We start from the raw sequence: 17,163 nt of genomic DNA, 5'->3' as shown, positions 1-17,163 counted from the left end.
CCGTGAGTCGGTCCTAGCCACGGTCTAAATTAGACAAAGTCTAATCGATGGGCGCACGATGACAATTGATCTCTTCAATAAGAGCCTCCGGGCCGAGAGCGGCGGAGCGGCCATGAGCATTGCGGCTGACGGAGACGATGCGATCGGCTGCGCGAACGGCAACGCGAGCGAAGCGGAGAACTTTGCGCCCATCTTCAGTAAGCGCGACATGCGTGCGATCACGTTCGAACAACCGCACGCCGAGATACTCTTCGAGTTTGCGCAGCTGAATGCTCAGCGTCGATTGAGTGACGGAGCATCGCTCCGCCGCGCGAGTGAAGTTCAAGCACTCGGCAAGTGCGATGAGGTAGCGCAAGGCGCGAATGGACATGCGAACCCTCGTTGGTCCAGCGCGGATTTATCATTTGAGCGCGACGCAGACTTCCTGTCGGCTGATCGCCTCGACTTGCGCCCGAAAATACACCGCGTGCGTGTCAGTTGCCAGCACGTTGAACGCTACGGCCGCCGCGCTATCGGCAGTTATTTCCGATCGGTCCCATCGAAACAACCGCTTGCCTTGCGCAACTCAGCCGCCATTGCCGAGCTTTTGCAGAGCCGGGCCAGTGACGCGATAGATGGTCCACTCATTCATCGGCACCGCGCCGAGGCTCTTGTAGAAATCGATGGCGCGCTGATTCCAATCGAGCACCGACCATTCCAGCCGACCGCAATTGCGCTCGAGCGCGATCCCCGCCAGATGGCGTAACAGCTGCCCGCCATAGCCGTGACCGCGGTACTGCTGACGGACATACAAGTCTTCGAGATAGATGCCCGGCTTGGCCAGGAAGGTCGAAAAGTTGTGGAAGAACAGCGCGAAGCCCGCGACCTCACCGCCCGGCTGCAGCCGCCCCATGATGACCTCGGCCTTCGGCCTTGCACCGAACAGGTGCTCGAGCAACTGCTCCTCGGTCGCCGTCACTTCGTGCAGCAGATGCTCGAACTCCGCGAGCTCGCGAATCAACTGCAGGATCATTGGCACGTCGGCCGGTGTCGCCGGCTCAATGTGCAGGCTGGTCATGGCTCGCTCCCCCTCCGTCGAAGGCTGGACATCGTACCTTGCATCATTAAGTGAATCGATATATTTTCGCTGCGCTTGCGAGTATTCGTGTGGCGTTTCGGGTTCAAGGATTAAAAGAATTTTGAACGAAGCGGCGGAACGATGAGCGCTGACAACAAATTGCCTTTGAACGCCCTGCGGGCCTTCGAGGCCGTTGCCGCCCATTTGAGCTTTACCGGCGCGGCGCAGTCCCTGAACGTCACGACCGCAGCGGTCAGCTCGCATATCAAGTCACTCGAAGAATTCCTCGAGACCCCACTCTTCGTCCGGCACAGCCGCTCCGTGCGACTCACGCCACAGGGTGCGCGTTTGCTGCCGGGCGTGCAACGAGGCATGGGCGAGCTGACGCGCGCGGTCGATCAGTTGCGCCTCGATCGCAGCAGCGGCTTGCTGAACATCAGTCTGCTCGGCTCGTTTCTGCAGAAGTGGCTGTTGCCGCGACTCGGCGATTTCTATCAAAAGCATCCCGAGGTCGATCTGCGCTTCAGCGCCAGCCGCGAGCTGGTCGATTTCATGCAGACCGATTTCCACGCCGCCGTCCGCTATGGCTCGGGCAGCTGGCCACAACTGCAAGCGGAGAAGATGCTCGACGATTGGGTGTTTCCGGTCGCGAGCCCGGCGCTATACGCAAAGCTCGGCCCGATCGCGACGCTGGGCGATCTGAATAAATATCCGCTGCTCCATAGCGCGAGCGAGCCGTGGATGGATTGGCTGCGCCGGGTCGGCGGCGACACGACTCGCATCGAGCGCGGCCCGATCCTCGATGACTCCGCGTCGGTGCTGGCCGCGGCGGAACAAGGCCACGGGCTAGTGCTGGCGAGATGGTCGCTGGTCGCAGGCGATCTCGCGTCGGGACGATTGGTGCGCCCGTCCACGCAAAGCGTCAGGCAACACAACTCGTATTACTTCGTGGCGCCAGCCCATAACTTCGAAGTGCCGAAAGTCATTCGCTTCCGCGATTGGCTGCGCGAAGTCTGCAACGAGTTTCCGCCGCCCGAAGGCGAGCGCCTCGAGCCGCAATGAGCGTGTCCCGGCGCCCTACATGGAGCGCCGGTTGACGCATCAACTCCGAGTGCAGCTCAACGCTCCACAGGCAATTCACTCTTGACCCAGGCTTCGTAGCCGCCCTCCATCTCCACGACAGGAATGCCAGCCGACGCCAGCTCGACGGCCGCTGCGGCGGCGAGTTTGCACGTCTGACTGTAGCAATACAGGACGGCGGTACGATCTTTACCGAGGCCGCCGAGCGTGTGCCACTTGCCTTGCGGCAGGTTGATGGCGCCAGGAATGTGGCCGGCCTGATAGTCGCTCGGCAGGCGCACATCGACGATGGTGATGGGCTCGTTCCGCCGCAGCTGGCCATTCAGCTCGTACGGACCGGTGAGAAAAGCCAGTTTCTGGGCGAAAAAGTCCCGTGCCTGAAGCGTATCCTGAGTAGACATGACAGCACCTTGATGACGACCAGGCGACGCCCGGCCTTGAGGGGTGCTACGTTAGTCAGCCGCGAGCCCCGGATCATCGGCCCTGGCGGCATGGGATTTATTCCCCGAACCGACCCAAATGCAAAACCTCACCGACATCGCAATCTTCGTCAAAGTAGTCGAGCTCTCCAGCTTCACGGCCGCGGCCGAGGCGCTGGAGATGTCACAGCCCGTGGTCAGCAAGGCCATCACCCGACTGGAAGAGAAGCTGGGCGCGCGGCTGTTGAATCGCACCACCCGCCGACTGAGCCTCACCGAAGCCGGCTCCGAGTTGTTCAGCCGCACCGGCAGCGCGCTGCGCGAAATCGAGAACGCCGAACTGGAAGTCGCGCGCTTTCAAACGGAGCCACGCGGCACGCTGCGTGTGTCGGCGCCGATGTCCTTCAGCATCCTGCAGCTCGGCCCGGCGATCCAAACTTTCATGGAGCGTTATCCTGGCGTGACCGTCGAGCTGAGCCTGGACGATCGGCAGGTCGATCTGGTGGAGGAAGGTTTCGACGTCGCGATCCGCATCGGACGCTTGCGCGATTCAAACTTGATCGCTCGCAAGATCGCGCCTACCAAACAAATCATCTGCGCGTCGCCCGCCTACCTCGCGAAACACGGCACGCCGGAGCGCCCCGAAGATCTGCTCGAGCACAACTGCATTCTCTACACGCCGCTGAGCACGCCTCGCGAGTGGCGCTTCACCGACAGCGAAGGCCAGGAGCACGTAGTGCCGGTGAACGGCAGTCTTCATACCAACAATGGATTGGTGAACCGTGCGGTGGCAATTGCAGGTGGCGGCATCATCCAGCTACCGACGTTTTATTTGGGCGATCAATTGCGCTCGGGCGAGTTGAAGCCGCTGCTGTGCAAGTTCAGGCCACCCGAGATTGCCGTGCACGCCGTGTATCCGGAGCGGCGCAATCTGATGCCGAAGGTGCGTGCGTTCGTCGACTTCGTCGCGACCACCTTCGGGCCGGAACCGCCCTGGGAGAAAGGCTGGACGCTCGAGGACTGATGCAAGCAAAAACGCCGCTCGACCGAGCGGCGTTTGGTTTTGCCTGCAACCGGGCTCAGAATATCTTCCTGCTGAACGCGAGTTTGAAGTAGCGACCAAGCGGATTGGCAATGAACGGATCGTAGCTCAGATCCAGACGCACCAGCGGCGGATCGCGATCGGTCAGATTGATCACGGACGCGGTGAGCATGGTCTCCGAGGGTAACTGCAGCCGATACACCAGATCGTGCGTCAGGAACGATCCGACTCCGCGGAACCCATCCGGCACGCTGGCGCGCAGGTCAGTCACGCCATCGATGTAGCGCGAGGTCCAACGCAAGCCGTGATCGCCGATGCTGTAGTCCCAGTAGGCCGAGCCACGCAGCTTCGGCAGAGAGCCCGTGCCTGCGCCGCCACGAGTGCCGGCGTAATCGTCCTTATCTTGAATGAGCACACCCTCGACGATCAGTGCGTCGCGCTCGTACTTCAATGTATATGAAGCATCGGCGCCCACCAGCAGATCACCGCTCAACACGCCCTCGAACAGGTACGACAAGCTGCCGTCCAGACCGGAAATGTTCTCTTCCGGGCCATTGATCACATTGACGCGAGTACGAATCAGCGCTGCAGCACTGCACGTGGTGCCCGTGAACGTGAATCGATCCAGCAATCCGGCGTAGGCCGGGTCGTTGCAGCGGTCGGGATCGCCGGGATTCGCGCCGAAGAAAGACGCTACCAGTTCAGTACCGCCCTCGGTGCCGATCGGATTCTTGAAGTTGAATTTCCAGTAATCGAGCGTGGCCTTGAAGTTGCCCGCCTGCACGATGGTGCCGAGATTGAAGGTATCGGCCTCTTCCGGTTTCAGAGCGGCATTGCCGTAGGTGTCGTAAGGCTTGTAGCCGCGATTGACGCCCGTATAGACGAGTGTCGTGGTGAAGCCATCCAACAATTGCGTCTGCTGCGGACCACGGAAGGTGCTGCCGGCCGAGCCGCGGAATGCCAGCCAATCGAGCGCCTGCCAACGCAACGACACTTTCGGATTGGTGGTTGAGCCGACCAGGCCACCGTAGTCTTCGTAACGCAATGCGACCTGCGCCTGCAGCGACTCCAACAACGGCAGGTTCACTTCGCCGAACACACCGAACACGTCGCGGGTCAGGTTCTGATTACGCTGCGGACCGAAGAAGGTGAATGCGCCGAACTGGGTCGTGCAGCCCATGTTGCCGTTCACCGGCGTATCGACGCAGGGATTGCGGTCGATATCGGAGAAGAAATTGACCTTGCGCTCGTAACCCTCGTCTCGATACTGACCGCCAAAGGCCCAACCGACGGCACCGCCGGGCAACGACCAAGGCAGCTCGCCGTTGAACACCAGGTCGACGGCCAGGTTCGAAGTAGTATCCTCCGCACCGGTATTCTCGAACATCCAGTCGATGACGGCCCGATCGTTCGCCAGCGCAGGATTGTAGTTGAAGTCGTTGACCGCGCCGGTCGAGGGATTGCCCGCGAAGGCATTCGAGAACGGATTGAAGAACAAACATCCGCCTTGGCCCGCGGTACCGCCCGCCGCACAGTTCGGCCCGCCCATGCCGTTCAACGCAAGCTGCAAGCGATACGCGAGAATGTCCGGCGTGTTGACTCTGCGTGTGTTCTCGCTATAGGTCACAGCCGTGTCCCAGCCGATGCTGGGACCAAACTCGCCCTTCAATCCCGCCGACAGGCGGAAGCCATCGAAAAAGCGCTCGTCTTTCTTGCCTTCGCCGGTGAGCGGGTTGCCGCCGTTACCCAGCGGACGCCACTGCAGACCGCTGGCAACCACGAAGCGACGCGCCAGCACGGCGTCGCGATCGACCTGGTCGATATACGGCAGAATGGCCTGCAAGCCCGGATTGCTCAGCGGAATGATGTAGTTCGGCGCCAGCAGGCCGGTGGTCGGCGTCGCAGTCAGATTCGCGCCCTGCTGCGGACCATACGACGGCGAGGAGTTTTCTTCCGGCACATCGTGAGCCGCATACAGCGCCTCGAAATGGAACGAGGTCTTCTCGCCGATATCCATGTTGAATTCGCTGTAGAGCTGGTAGTGCTCTTCACGCTCGGCGAGATTGTCGAAAGTGATGTACTGGAAGCGGCAGCCATCGCCGGGCAGGATCTCGAAGCCGCCCAAAGCCGTACAACCCGGATCGCGGAAACTTTGTGCGGCAATCCCGGGAGCCGCGGTCGTGTTGTATTGGCCGGGGTTGCCGAATGGCGAGTAACCGTTTTGCGGGTTCTCATCGAAGCTGCGCACCGCCCAGTTGCGCTTCGTCGAGTTCAACTCGGAGCGATGACGGTAGCCCGCGGCGACCATGACATTCCAGGTATCGGCGCGATGACCCCACAAGGCATTTGCATGGTAGTCGCCATCCGAGCCATCGATGTAGCTATACGACGCATCGAGCGCCAGGCCTTCGACGTTGGTCTTGGTGATGAAATTGACGACGCCGGCGACGGCATCCGATCCATACGTTGCAGCCGCGCCATCCTTCAGCACTTCGATACGACCGATCGCGGCCATCGGCAGCAGATTCGTGTCGACACCGCTGCCCGTCGGCGAACCTGCGATACGGCGGCCATTCATCAATACCAGCGTGCGCACCGCGCCAAGGCCGCGCAGATTGACGTTGCCCGTGCCAGTGGATTGCGCCGAGCCGAACTGATTCGATTCGCCGAGCACGCCCTGCACCGAGGGAATGGACTTCACCAGATCCACCATGGAGGGCGAGCCTTGCATCTGCAGGTCTTCGGCGGTGAAGACATCGACCGGCAGTGCTGCATCTTCGGCCGTACCTTGAATGTACGAGCCGGTCACAACGATGACTTCCACCTCTTCGACGCTTCGCGCCTGCTGCGCCATGGCCGCGCAACTGCCAAGCAGAAGCGAGCCTGCAAGCACATCGCGCACACCGTCGCGCAACTTTCGATTGATGGTGACGACGTCACGCGACGTGCGGACGCGCCGGATCCACGGACTGCGATTCGAATTCATATTGTCCCCCACTAACCGCGGCTGTCGCCCGCCGCTCGGCGAACACTGCTGGTACGTGTTCTCTCGTCAGTCGTTCGCAGCATCCTCGCGAGGCGAACATTGCATCGCTCGTGGTCGCTGCGAACTTTGTTTGGTGCTTTGTGAAGCACTCGAAGTGTTGTACGTGACACTGTCAGCGAGGGTCAACGCGCTTAATAAATCATTGCAATGGCGTGCATGAAATTTGCGCAGTTCGACGTGACATTCTTGTTTTGATTCTGTACGTCGGAATCAGCGCACGCGAACAGCCAGAAAAGATACAGATCAGTTTCGTCTCAAGCGTGAAACAGCGGCAGGCTGACTGTGAAGCGCGCGCCGCCAGTGGGCGCCTCGCCGATGTTGATCGAACCACCGTGCGCTTCGACCAGACTGCGCACAACTGCCAGCCCGAGACCAGCACCGCCGGTGCGTCGATTGCGAGATGTTTCCAAACGGACGAACGGCTCGAGCAAGGCTTCCCGCTGCTCGAACGGAATACCCGGCCCATCATCGTCGACCGTCAGCCGCACCTCTCGATCGCTCGTATCGACTTGCACATGTGCAGCTCGCCCGTACTGCAGAGCGTTGTCGATCAGATTCGCCACGACTCGACGTAGAGCCACGCGGTCACCCAGCACGATGGCATCTTCCTGGGTCGCGACGGCTTGCAAATGAATCGGCGCTCGCTCCGCGGAACGATCGTCGACTTCGTCCCGCACTACTTGCCCGAACTCGACCAATTCCTCGACCAGCTCGCCCGCGCCGGCGCGACTGGCGAGCAGCGCGTTGTCGAGCAGTCGGATCATGTCGTCGATATCGGCGATGGCTCGCTCGCGATCCGCTTTCTCGGCAATGTGATCGACACGCAGCCGCAGACGGGTTGCGAACGTGCGCACATCGTGAGAAATACCGCCGAGCATCGCCATTCGTGCACGCAGCAGTTGCGCCAGGCGGGCCTGCAAGCGATTGAACGCCGCGATGAGCGCACGAATTTCCGGTGCTGCCGAGCGCGTTTCCGGCAGCATGGTCGGCTGACCCGAGAAATCGAACTGATCGACCCTGGCCGCGAGCCGCGCCAGCGGCCTCGTCTGTCGATGCATGATGATCAATGCAATCAGTGCGGTCAGCGTGCCAACCAAGCCAGCGATGAAGCCGATCGGCATGCCATACACATTCGTCGTCGGCCGGTGATAGCCCCGAATCACCAAGACTTCTCCGGTCTGCAAGCGGACGCGCAGCTCCAGGTTGGTTGGCATCATGTAGGAGAACTGCGGCGGGCGCTTGTCGTGGCCGGCGTCCGCATCGAACGTCAGACTGAACGGCCGCCCGCCAATCTCATGAAGCGCCTTCTGCAGTAGTTGCGCTCGTAGCTCGAACGGACGAGTGTGCGGCGTTTGTAGCAGCGACGCATCGCTGACCAGCTGCACGCTGAACTTCGGCGAACCGACGGCGCGAATGATCAGCGAGCGTTCCGTGCTGTCCTCTGCTCGTTCGAGCAGTTGCACCAGCGCTGCAATCTGGCGAGGCAGGGGCAGCGGCCGGGATTCTCCGTCTTCTCTGGCCGTGGCCATGTAGAAAATGGCCGTCGCTGCAATCCAGGCGACGATCAGGCTCAGCACCACGATCAAGCCGAGCCGTGAAGCAAATGTCAGTCGCGTAATCACGCAACGTTACCGACGTGCGCGGTGAATAGATAACCGCCGTTGCGTACAGTGGTAATCAGCTTCGCGGCCGGGCTGGCCGCATCGAGCTTGCGTCGCAGCCGGGAGATTTGCATGTCCACCGTGCGATCGAACGGATCGGCCATGCGACCGCGCGTCCAGCTCAGAATCTGTTCTCGGGTCAGCACGCGTCGCGGATGCTGAACGAAGCAGGCGAGCAGATCGAATTCTGCGGCGGTCAGCGCGACTGGCGCTGCGCTTTGATCGACGAGCTCGCGCGCATCGAGATCGATGACGAAGCCACTGAACGAAAAGCGCCGCTCACGAACAGCTGACGGCGTCGAAGCACCACGCCGTAACAGCGCTCGCACTCGCGCCAACAACTCACGAGGCCCGAAAGGCTTGACGAGGTAATCGTCGGCGCCCATTTCCAGACCGACGACGCGATCAACCTCATCGCTCTTCGCGGTGAGCATCAAGATGGGCAGATTGCTGTGAACCCGGAGCCGCCGGCAGATGGACAAGCCATCTTCGCCCGGCAACATCAGATCCAGCACGATCAGATCCGGTCGGCGACGTGCGAGCACATCGTCCATGCCGCGCGCATCCTCGGCTGCATCGACCTCGAAACCTTCCCGGCGCATCAGCTCGGCAACCATCTGCCGGATTTCGGGATCGTCTTCGACAATGAGTAAGTTGGTAGCCCGCATGCCGCTCTTGTACGGCAGGCCCCGGCCCGTTCACAAGGACCACACTTGAGGACAGCGCACGCAGTTACACACCGTTACACGGCGTTGACCAAACGCCAAACAAACTGCACTACGAAACAGGCACCCTGAGCACACTTGGCTGGCAGCCGCGTGATCCCCACTTCACGCACGCTGCGGCCGGCGGCCAGGGACGGCCGGTCTTTTTACATTTCTTGACTTTCCGACGTGCCGTTGCGGGTGCCAATGCCCTGCTCGATCGCAGTGGTCAGCGGCTTCATGAAGAACGAGTCCTCTGGCATCAGCCGGACAGGAATCTCGTGACGCTTGAGTGCATCGGCGACGACGGGGCCGATCGCGGCGACCTCGGTCTTTTCGAACGCAGCTCGCACCAGCTCCGGCGGGCCGACGGTGAACAGGCGCTCCACTTGCGGCGTGCTGGTGAACGCGATGATGTCGACGGCACCCGCGGCCATCTTCTGCATGAGATCGCGAACCGCTTCGTCGGCAAGCTTGTCGGCGTAAACGTATGGTGCAACCGTCATGACCTGCGCTCCCGCCCCTTGCAGGAATTCCGTCAGGGGTCGGTTGGGCTCAGTGCCGTACAACTGCACACCGACCTTGCGATCTTGCAGATTCTCGGCGCGCAGCGAATCGATCACGCCTTGCGTGGTCGGCGACTCAGCGGCGATATCCGACTTGAGCCCCAACTCTCGCAGCGCCCGCGCCGGCTTCGGACCTCGCGTGATCTTTCTCACCGCGGCCAAGCGCTGCACGAACGGCTCGCGCAGTGACGGCTCGTTCTTGTCGATGCAGCCGAGCAGCCGACGCAAGCCTTCCCCCGTCAGCAGGATCAGGTCATCGCAAGCGCCGGCATTGAAACCGTGCAGCCATGCGAGGATGGGCTTGGGATCGGGCGCATCGAGAATCGCCACGAGCGGACAGCGCAGAACCGTCGCGCCCCGGCGCTCGAGCATTGCAGAGAAGACATCCAGCTCCCGAGTCTCGGGAACGGCAATGGTGCGACCAGTGAGTGTTGCCATTCTTCCTGCTATACCATCATCGGCAGCGCGGAGGCCAGGCCTCATCGGCATTCGGCGCCAGATCCACCAGGAACATCTCGCCCGATCGCTCGCCATCTCGTTGCGCGAACAGCAAGCGATCACCGCTCGGCGAAAGCAGCGGTCCGACCTGAAATTGCTCCGCCAGCGCGGGAATCTCACCTACTTCGACCCAGCGACCGCCGCGCCACTTGTATTGATAGAGATGCGAGCGCTCGGTCCGATGCGCAACCACGACCAGGGTACTGCCATCGCGTGACACTTCGGCTTCGTACTCGAACGCTGGCGTATTCACTGGGGGGCCGAGATTCTCGACTCGCCACTGGCCATCGGCCTGCGGCGTGGCCATGTAAATGTCACCCTGACCTTCACCGCCTGCGCGAGCGGAGCCGAAAATCAGGCGCCCCTGCCCGTCCTCGCGCGGTAGCAGCTCCGACGTGGGCGAGTTCACCGGTTCAGGCAAACGCTTCGGCTCGCCCCACCCTCCATTCGTCGAGCGCTCGACCATCCAGATATCGAAGTCCTCATGCTTTGGATCCTGGCGCGTCGAGATGTAGTACAAACGGCGGCCGTCATAACTCACGAACGGATCTGCTTCGACGACAGGTAGCGCCTGGGCGAACGAGGGGACTTCCGGCTTGCTCCAAGCGCCGCGCTCGCACCTCGAGACCATGACTCGATAGTTGCTGAAGCTGGCGTCCGCGCTGAGGAAGTACATCTCGCGCCCGTCAGGCGTAAAGGTCGGCGATGATTCGTACCCTGAGGACGAGATTGCAGCCGGCGTCCAATGCTTGGGCGTATTCACCGGTTGCGACCACGCGCTGCCGACAACGAAAATACTGGCGGCTGCACACTGCAGGCAGCGGAGAGCGACGATGGATGCGATCGACATGCAAATTGTCTCGTTGCTGCGCACGAACGCGCGGTTGCCGTTGAAAGCCATTGCGGCCAAAGTGAAGCTGGCGCGCAGCACAGTGCGCGAGCGTTTGGTGAAACTGGAGGAGTCGGGTGTCATTCTCGGTTATCACGCTCGCGTTGCCGATGCCGATCGATTGTCCGCGCTGCTGTTACTCAAACTGGCAAAAACGCCAGCACCAAAGACCGTGGCGGCTATCACGGCGCTGCCGGAAGTGTGCCGGTGTTATTCGTTGAGCGGTGACGTCGACCTTGCCGTGGAGATCGAGGCTCGCGCTACGTCACAGCTCAACTCGACGCGAGACCACATTGCCACCTTGCCGGATGTGATCGACGTTACCACTTCACTCATCCTGAAACGCGACAAGGACGCTTAGACCGCAGCGATCGCTTCGATCTCGAGCAACCACTCGGCATCGTAGATGCCGGTGATGATGATGGTTAGCGCCGGCGTATGGTCGCCAAGAATTTCCTTGCGTACTGCGGCGTTGGCTGCGCGGTACTGACGATCGGAAAGAAACACCGTGACTTTCACCAGGTCGGTCAGCTTCATGCCTGCGGCGCTGAGCTGGCTTTCGATGTTGTGCCAGACGAGCCGGCATTGATCTTCGAAGCGCTGCGGGACTTTACCTGCCGCGTCCTCGGGCACCTGGCCGCTGATGAACAGCAGCTTGCTCGGCCGCTCCACCAGACAAGCCTGCGCGTACGACAAGCCACTGGAGTTGATTGCTTTGTTGGGCATCGCTGTCGCCATCATGGAAGCCGGGAACACCAGACCACCCAGAACGCTCGCGCATACGTGTCGTCGCCGCATGGATCGAGCACCGGGATGAATTTGGATGGACGGAGTTTGCCGCATCCAGGCGGCATCGCTGGCCGGCCAATTGACGGCAGCGCCGCCACTTGGGCGGCAATCGATGCCAACTGGCCGCTCCTTCGCATTTGCCGACGCCAGACTTTGTGAGAATCACATTGTGAGCCGAATGGGATGCGGGCAAGACTCGCACCATGACGCTCACGTTTGCTACCGCCTACGTCGCACTGATCTTCCTGCTCGCCGGGGCGGTGAAAGGCGTCGTCGGCCTGGGCCTGCCGACGGTTGCGATGGGCTTGCTCAGCCTGCGAATGCCACCGGCCGAGGCGGCTGCCATTCTGCTGCTGCCCTCCTTCATTACAAACGTGTGGCAGCTCGCCGAGGGCCCGCGGCTCGCTGGCCTCGTGCGACGACTGTGGCCAATGCTGCTTGTGATCTTCGCAAGTACCGCTGTCGCGGCAGGGGTCATCGCATCTACCAAATCGACGGTCGCGAGCGCTCTGCTCGGCGGCGCATTGTTACTTTATGCGGCGGCCGGGCTGCTGAATTTCCATATGAATGTCTCGGCGCAGGCGGAACGATGGGCCGGCCCCGCCGTCGGCATCACCACAGGATTCATCACCGGCGCGACTGGCACGTTCGTCGTTCCCGCCGTTCCATACCTCGCCGGGCTCGGGCTGGCGCGCGATGAGTTGGTTCAAGCGCTCGGGCTGTCGTTCACGGTCTCCACCGTGGCACTGGGCCTGGGTTTGCTTTGGCATGACGCACTGGAGTTTCAGGCCATTTCCAACTCTGCCATCGCGATCGTGCCCGCCTTGTTCGGCATGCTGATCGGCGGCTGGATTCGTCGGCGCGTCTCGCCCGAGCGCTTCCGCCGCTGGTTCTTTGCCGGCTTGGGATTACTGGCGCTGCATCTCGTCTACTCAGCGCTGTGATGGCGCCATCGAGCTCACGTCGCTGAAGCGCGACGTAGGTAAGATTCAGTCCAACGGAACTTCCGTGGGCTGCGTCGGCTTCCGTTGATGCCATCGACTGATGCCATCGACTCCTTACAAGTGAGCCTTCGCATGGTCCCAAGCGCCGATGTTCTCATCGTCAATGACCACCTGTTGGATGCGCAAACCACGCTCGTGGCTTTCGAACAGGTGGCGCCGCGAGCCCGCGTGATGCATCTATTGGACGGCAGCGAGGCTCTGCAATACCTGTTTTCAACGGGCCTCTTCGCCGGCCGCCCGCCCGAGATGCCACGGCTCGTGATTCTCAGTCTGGAAATGAAAAGCATCGGCGGCCTGTGCGTGCTCGATCTGATGCGCGCACATCCGCTCACATGTAGGGTGCCCGTAGTGCTGGCGAGCATCGAGCGCAACCCGCGCATGCATCGGTGCCACAACAAATTTGACGCCAACGCCTACGTGACCCTGCCTTGCGACTTCCAGCGTTATTGCGCCCTCATAGAGGGCTGCACGGAGCGCTGGTTACCTTGGGCGCTGCGACCCTATGGAGCTGAGTCAGCGCGCTCGCCACGTCTTTCTCCAGCCTCGCGGTGGCGAGGATCTCAACCACCCCTGGCTCGAGTTGCTGGCCCAGCTCGCTTTCCAACCCCTCCTCGGCTTCATCTCGGCCCGCATCTCGCCGAATGACGATTACCGGGATCGCTTGCGTTCTCGGATGTTGTCGCAACCGGGCGATGACAGCGTTCATCGACACGATCGGCAGATGCGCCGCCAGCAAAATCAGATGCGGCGTTTCCGGCTCCTCCGTGAGCAGGCCCCGCTGGAACAGATAGCGCACCGCCTGCTCGCCATCTTTGACTCGCACGATCGCGGACTCCGCTTGGTAGCGCCGGACGCCGTTGGCGATCGAGGTCCAGGTGTCATTGTCAGGTTCACCGACGAGTACGTTATAGATCATGCCCGATTCTTTTGCTCCTGCTACTGCCTGACACGAGCCAGCCGGGCAAATGGTTGCGCTGCGCGATCACCCTCCTGTCGTCGCTTAACCTATGTTTACGGGCCTGCGTGTGCCCGGCGTGCGTACGCATAAGCTCTGATCTCTCGACCCGTGTAATTCGCTACATGTGGGGATCTCAGCCGACCAAATAAAACGTGCCCGCGCCAACTGCTGTCCGTTAGTGAAGTCGTCGCCATGTCCGCTCGAATCCTGCTTGTCGAAGACGAACTGCTGGTCGCGCTGTCGATTCGCGAAGCGCTCAGCGAAGCGGGCTTCGATGTCGACTGCGCTTACCTCGGCAACACCGTGATCGAGGAGCGGCGGGGCGTCGAATGGGATGCGGCGCTGGTCGATATGGCCCTGCCCGACCGCAGCGGCGCGACGGTCGTACAACACCTGCTACATCAACAGCCGCTGTTGCCCGTCATTCTGACCACGGGGCTGGAGACTCCGGAGACTCGCCGCTTCGCGTCGGACCATGAGCTGACCATCCTGCCCAAGCCGTTCGATGACGCGACTCTGGTCGAATTATTGAGATCGCTGCTGGTCGCCGAGGTGCACGCCTGAGCCTGGCAGCGCCCGGACATAACGCCCTCTACCGCCCGCCGCGCCACTAGTTGTACATTGCGCTCCCGTCGCTCGCCCAATTGCGAGCGGTCGTATAAGAAGCGCGCATGGATAACGCAGTATTCGAATCGTTGCGAAGCGCCCTGCGCGCCTCGCCGGACAATCGGGACCTGGCACTGGTCGTTTTGCGGGCTGCGCTCGAGCGCAATCACACGGACGAGCTCGCGCAGCTGCTGAGCGAGCTGAAGCTCGATGGCACGCAGCTGGTCGAAGCCGAACGCCGGGACCTGGGCCGTGCCTATCTTTCGATCGGCACCCCGGCGCAAGCGATCGCATGGTTACAGGGCGATGACAGCGAGACGCTGCTGCTCAAGGCGCGCGCCTGCGCACAAATCGGCGATCTGGACCAGGGCCGGACTGCGTATCGAGCCGCCCTGGCCGCCAATCCGGCACTCGAAGACCGGGCCCTCGCCGCCGAGCTCGATTCCAAGGTGATTCGCCTGGATGCTGCCCGCCAAGGCACACGCAAGGTCGCGCAGGATGCGAATGACGATACCGATGCGACCGAAATCACGCGCCTGTTACGCCCCGAGACCGAGCGCGTGAAGTTCGCCGATGTCGGCGGCCTCGAGGCCGTGAAGAAACAAATCCACCGCCGCATCATTCTGCCGTTCCAGAAGCCCTCGCTGTTCCAGCGCTTTCGACGCAAGGCCGGCGGCGGCATTCTTTTATATGGACCGCCCGGCTGCGGTAAAACATTGATCGCACGCGCCACCGCAGGCGAATGTGGCGCAAAGTTCTTCAATGTCGCGGTGTCCGATGTGCTCGACATGTACATCGGCGAATCCGAGCGCAAGCTGCACGCATTGTTCGAACAGGCGCGCCGCTCCGCGCCGGCCGTGCTGTTTTTCGATGAAGTCGAAGCGCTGGGCGGCAAACGCCAGTATTCACGGGAGTCGACCTCATCGAAGCTGGTGAGTCAGTTTCTCTCCGAGCTCGATGGTTTCACGCAGGCCAACGACAACGTGCTGGTCATGGGCGCGACCAACGTGCCCTGGGCCGTCGATCCCGCCTTCCGCCGGCCCGGCCGATTCGATCGAGTGATGTTCGTGCCGCCACCGGATCGGGCCGCTCGAGAGTCCATTCTCGAAGCGCTGTTACGTGAACGCCCCACCGCAGGCGAGCTACCGTTGCGCGAGATCGCGGACCTCACGCCCGGCTTCTCCGGTGCCGATTTGCGAGATCTGGTCGAAAGCGCGGTCGACGAGGCAATCGAAGTCTCGATCGCTGGCGGTCGCGAGGTTCCCGTGACCCAGGAACACCTGCGCACCGCTTTGAAAGCAGCAAAGAGCACCACCAACGAATGGCTGACGACAGCGCGCAACTACGCGCGCTACGCGAACGAAGGCGGCCAGTACGACGAAGTGCTCGAATTCCTCGACCAGCACGGACAGCGACGATGAGCGTTGCCTATCGCATCCAGGACGAGCCGATCGGCGACCGGCGCGGCCCGCCCGCGCTCGATCCTTTCTGGCTGTTACTTGCGATGATGTTCGGCGGCGCCTGGCTGGGTGCGACCGGCTTCGCCGTCAATGCCTGGCTATTGCGCGGCCCGACCTGGGGGCGTGAGATCGGGATTGCGATCGCTGTACTGCTCGGGGCACCGGTCATTCTGTTCGGCCTCGGCCTGCTGCGCACCGGCGGCTTACTGCCCGGCTCGTCCCTGCACTATGCGCTGTTGCTGATCGTTGCGTGGAAGCTCGGCCTCGCTTACTGGATTTATTTTCTGCAACAGAACTCGCATGCGCTTTACGAATATTTCAGCGGCGCTGCGGATCGCGGGCAGGTCGCAACGATCGCCGCGGTGCTGATCGTGGGTGGTGGCTACTTGAAGTCACGAGTCGTGCATGCAGTCGACTCGCCTTTCTGGCAGATCATGGTGAACTGATGTCACGCGACGTCCAGAAGCTGATCGAGCGCGCCCACACTCAGGCTCACCACCAGCACCTGCACGGCGCCATCGAGACGTTGCGCCAGGCGCTGACACTCGATGCCGACAACGCGCATGCGCACGCATTGCTCGCGGTTTGTCTGCACGATCAAAAGCGTTTACATGCCGCGGACTACGAAGCACGCGCGGCGCTGGCGCTCGATCCGGAACTCACGTTCGCTCACTACGCAATGGCCACCGTCTCGATTGCGCAGCGTCGTTTCAAGGTTGCCGAAGATCACTTGAATGCAGCGCTCGGCCTGGAGCCCAACAATCCGTCCCTGCTGCGCTCACTGGCACATTTGTATGGCTTGTGGGGCCGGCCGGGTAAAGTTCTGCCCTTGCTGGAAAAGGCGCGAGAGATGGATCCGGACGATGCCGCCACCTGGGCCGCCCTCGCCGAACATCATCGCGAGCAACGCGATTTCAAACAGGCGGAAGCGCTCGCCCGCCGCGCCCTCGAAATCGATCCCGAGAATTCCGACGCGCTGCTGACGATGGGTTTCCTGCTCCTGGCCCGCAACGAAACGCAGGAAGCCAGGGAGCACGCACTCATCGTGCTCCGTAACAACTCCCTTCACGAAGGCGCGATTGCGCTGCTCGCCGCCGTCAAGGCACGCCAGAGCCCGCTGCTCGGCCTGTGGTGGCGCTTCAATTCATTCTTCGGCGGCGGCTCGATGACACGCCGTGTCGTACTGCTGATCGGTACATATCTGACTTATCGCGCCCTGGTCATCGCGCTCGACGATTCTGGCTACGAACAGGCAGGCGGTTGGCTGCAACTCGCCTGGCTCGGCTTCTGCATCTACACCTGGGTTGGGCCAGCGGTGTTTCAGAAGCAGTTACGCAAGGAACTGGAACCGGCGGCGTTGAGCGCGAAGTACTGAGGCCCGCCG

At 61.8% G+C, this 17,163-nt stretch carries 18 protein-coding genes; 8 read left to right on the top strand and 10 right to left on the bottom strand.

Annotated elements, in window-relative coordinates:
• Positions 1-40 precede the first annotated feature (40 nt).
• Entirely contained in the window at positions 41-370 is a 330-nt protein-coding gene (locus D0550_RS02960) for a LysR family transcriptional regulator (protein WP_116807608.1), read from the bottom strand.
• 195 nt (positions 371-565) lie between these two features.
• Complete coding sequence (locus tag D0550_RS02955) at positions 566-1,057, bottom strand: GNAT family N-acetyltransferase (protein WP_116807607.1); 492 nt, start codon at positions 1,055-1,057, stop codon at positions 566-568.
• A 141-nt stretch (positions 1,058-1,198) separates the two neighbouring features.
• On the opposite strand from D0550_RS02955, the gene gcvA reads away from it, so the two are divergent.
• Positions 1,199-2,119: a transcriptional regulator GcvA gene (gene gcvA / locus D0550_RS02950; protein WP_116807606.1), complete on the top strand. Its 921-nt coding sequence runs from the start codon at positions 1,199-1,201 to the stop codon at positions 2,117-2,119.
• A gap of 56 nt (positions 2,120-2,175) precedes the next feature.
• On the opposite strand, the gene D0550_RS02945 is transcribed toward gcvA, so the two are convergent.
• Positions 2,176-2,538, bottom strand: a complete 363-nt coding sequence (locus tag D0550_RS02945; RefSeq protein WP_116807605.1) for a rhodanese-like domain-containing protein — start codon at positions 2,536-2,538, stop codon at positions 2,176-2,178.
• Positions 2,539-2,656: 118 nt separating this feature from the next.
• On the opposite strand from D0550_RS02945, the gene D0550_RS02940 reads away from it, so the two are divergent.
• Positions 2,657-3,580: a LysR family transcriptional regulator gene (locus D0550_RS02940; RefSeq protein WP_116807604.1), complete on the top strand. Its 924-nt coding sequence runs from the start codon at positions 2,657-2,659 to the stop codon at positions 3,578-3,580.
• 55 nt (positions 3,581-3,635) lie between these two features.
• Here the strand turns inward: D0550_RS02940 and D0550_RS02935 are convergent, their stop codons facing one another.
• The 5 genes from D0550_RS02935 to D0550_RS02915 all read right to left on the bottom strand — a co-directional run bounded on the left by D0550_RS02935 (position 3,636) and on the right by D0550_RS02915 (position 10,923).
• Positions 3,636-6,584, bottom strand: coding sequence for a TonB-dependent receptor domain-containing protein (locus D0550_RS02935; RefSeq protein ID WP_153067012.1), 2,949 nt, complete (start codon positions 6,582-6,584; stop codon positions 3,636-3,638).
• Between the two features lie 314 nt (positions 6,585-6,898).
• Positions 6,899-8,266 carry a sensor histidine kinase gene (locus tag D0550_RS02930; RefSeq protein ID WP_206606060.1) on the bottom strand — a complete coding sequence of 456 codons (1,368 nt, stop codon included), beginning with the start codon at positions 8,264-8,266 and terminating at the stop codon, positions 6,899-6,901.
• Positions 8,263-8,973 carry a response regulator gene (locus D0550_RS02925; protein WP_116807602.1) on the bottom strand — a complete coding sequence of 237 codons (711 nt, stop codon included), beginning with the start codon at positions 8,971-8,973 and terminating at the stop codon, positions 8,263-8,265. Before D0550_RS02925 ends, D0550_RS02930 begins: the two co-directional genes overlap by 4 nt.
• 203 nt (positions 8,974-9,176) lie before the next feature.
• Positions 9,177-10,013 carry a uroporphyrinogen-III synthase gene (locus tag D0550_RS02920; protein ID WP_116807601.1) on the bottom strand — a complete coding sequence of 279 codons (837 nt, stop codon included), beginning with the start codon at positions 10,011-10,013 and terminating at the stop codon, positions 9,177-9,179.
• Positions 10,014-10,029: 16 nt separating this feature from the next.
• Entirely contained in the window at positions 10,030-10,923 is an 894-nt protein-coding gene (locus D0550_RS02915; RefSeq protein ID WP_161965610.1) for a TolB family protein, read from the bottom strand.
• On the opposite strand from D0550_RS02915, the gene D0550_RS02910 reads away from it, so the two are divergent.
• A complete protein-coding gene (locus D0550_RS02910; RefSeq protein ID WP_116807599.1) occupies positions 10,907-11,323 on the top strand; it encodes an Lrp/AsnC family transcriptional regulator in 417 nt (138 codons plus the stop codon). The genes D0550_RS02915 and D0550_RS02910 overlap by 17 nt on opposite strands.
• Here D0550_RS02910 and D0550_RS02905 read toward each other — a convergent pair.
• A complete protein-coding gene (locus D0550_RS02905; protein WP_206606059.1) occupies positions 11,320-11,688 on the bottom strand; it encodes a RidA family protein in 369 nt (122 codons plus the stop codon). The two genes, D0550_RS02910 and D0550_RS02905, sit on opposite strands and share 4 nt — an antisense overlap.
• A gap of 266 nt (positions 11,689-11,954) precedes the next feature.
• Here D0550_RS02905 and D0550_RS02900 point away from each other — a divergent pair, with 266 nt between their 5' ends.
• A complete protein-coding gene (locus D0550_RS02900; RefSeq protein WP_116807597.1) occupies positions 11,955-12,695 on the top strand; it encodes a sulfite exporter TauE/SafE family protein in 741 nt (246 codons plus the stop codon).
• A gap of 514 nt (positions 12,696-13,209) precedes the next feature.
• Here D0550_RS02900 and D0550_RS34820 read toward each other — a convergent pair.
• Positions 13,210-13,671, bottom strand: a complete 462-nt coding sequence (locus tag D0550_RS34820; protein WP_161965609.1) for a response regulator — start codon at positions 13,669-13,671, stop codon at positions 13,210-13,212.
• Between the two features lie 234 nt (positions 13,672-13,905).
• On the opposite strand from D0550_RS34820, the gene D0550_RS02890 reads away from it, so the two are divergent.
• The 4 genes from D0550_RS02890 to D0550_RS02875 all read left to right on the top strand — a co-directional run bounded on the left by D0550_RS02890 (position 13,906) and on the right by D0550_RS02875 (position 17,154).
• Positions 13,906-14,277, top strand: a complete 372-nt coding sequence (locus tag D0550_RS02890; protein ID WP_116807595.1) for a response regulator — start codon at positions 13,906-13,908, stop codon at positions 14,275-14,277.
• A 107-nt stretch (positions 14,278-14,384) separates the two neighbouring features.
• A complete protein-coding gene (locus D0550_RS02885; protein ID WP_116807594.1) occupies positions 14,385-15,740 on the top strand; it encodes an ATP-binding protein in 1,356 nt (451 codons plus the stop codon).
• A complete protein-coding gene (locus D0550_RS02880) occupies positions 15,737-16,225 on the top strand; it encodes a hypothetical protein (protein WP_116807593.1) in 489 nt (162 codons plus the stop codon). Before D0550_RS02885 ends, D0550_RS02880 begins: the two co-directional genes overlap by 4 nt.
• Positions 16,225-17,154: a tetratricopeptide repeat protein gene (locus D0550_RS02875; RefSeq protein ID WP_116807592.1), complete on the top strand. Its 930-nt coding sequence runs from the start codon at positions 16,225-16,227 to the stop codon at positions 17,152-17,154. The genes D0550_RS02880 and D0550_RS02875 overlap by 1 nt, the downstream gene beginning before the upstream one ends.
• The last annotated feature ends 9 nt before the right edge of the window (positions 17,155-17,163 follow it).

This window comes from Steroidobacter cummioxidans, assembly GCF_003104955.1.
This window is presented reverse-complemented; position numbering and strand designations above follow the sequence as displayed.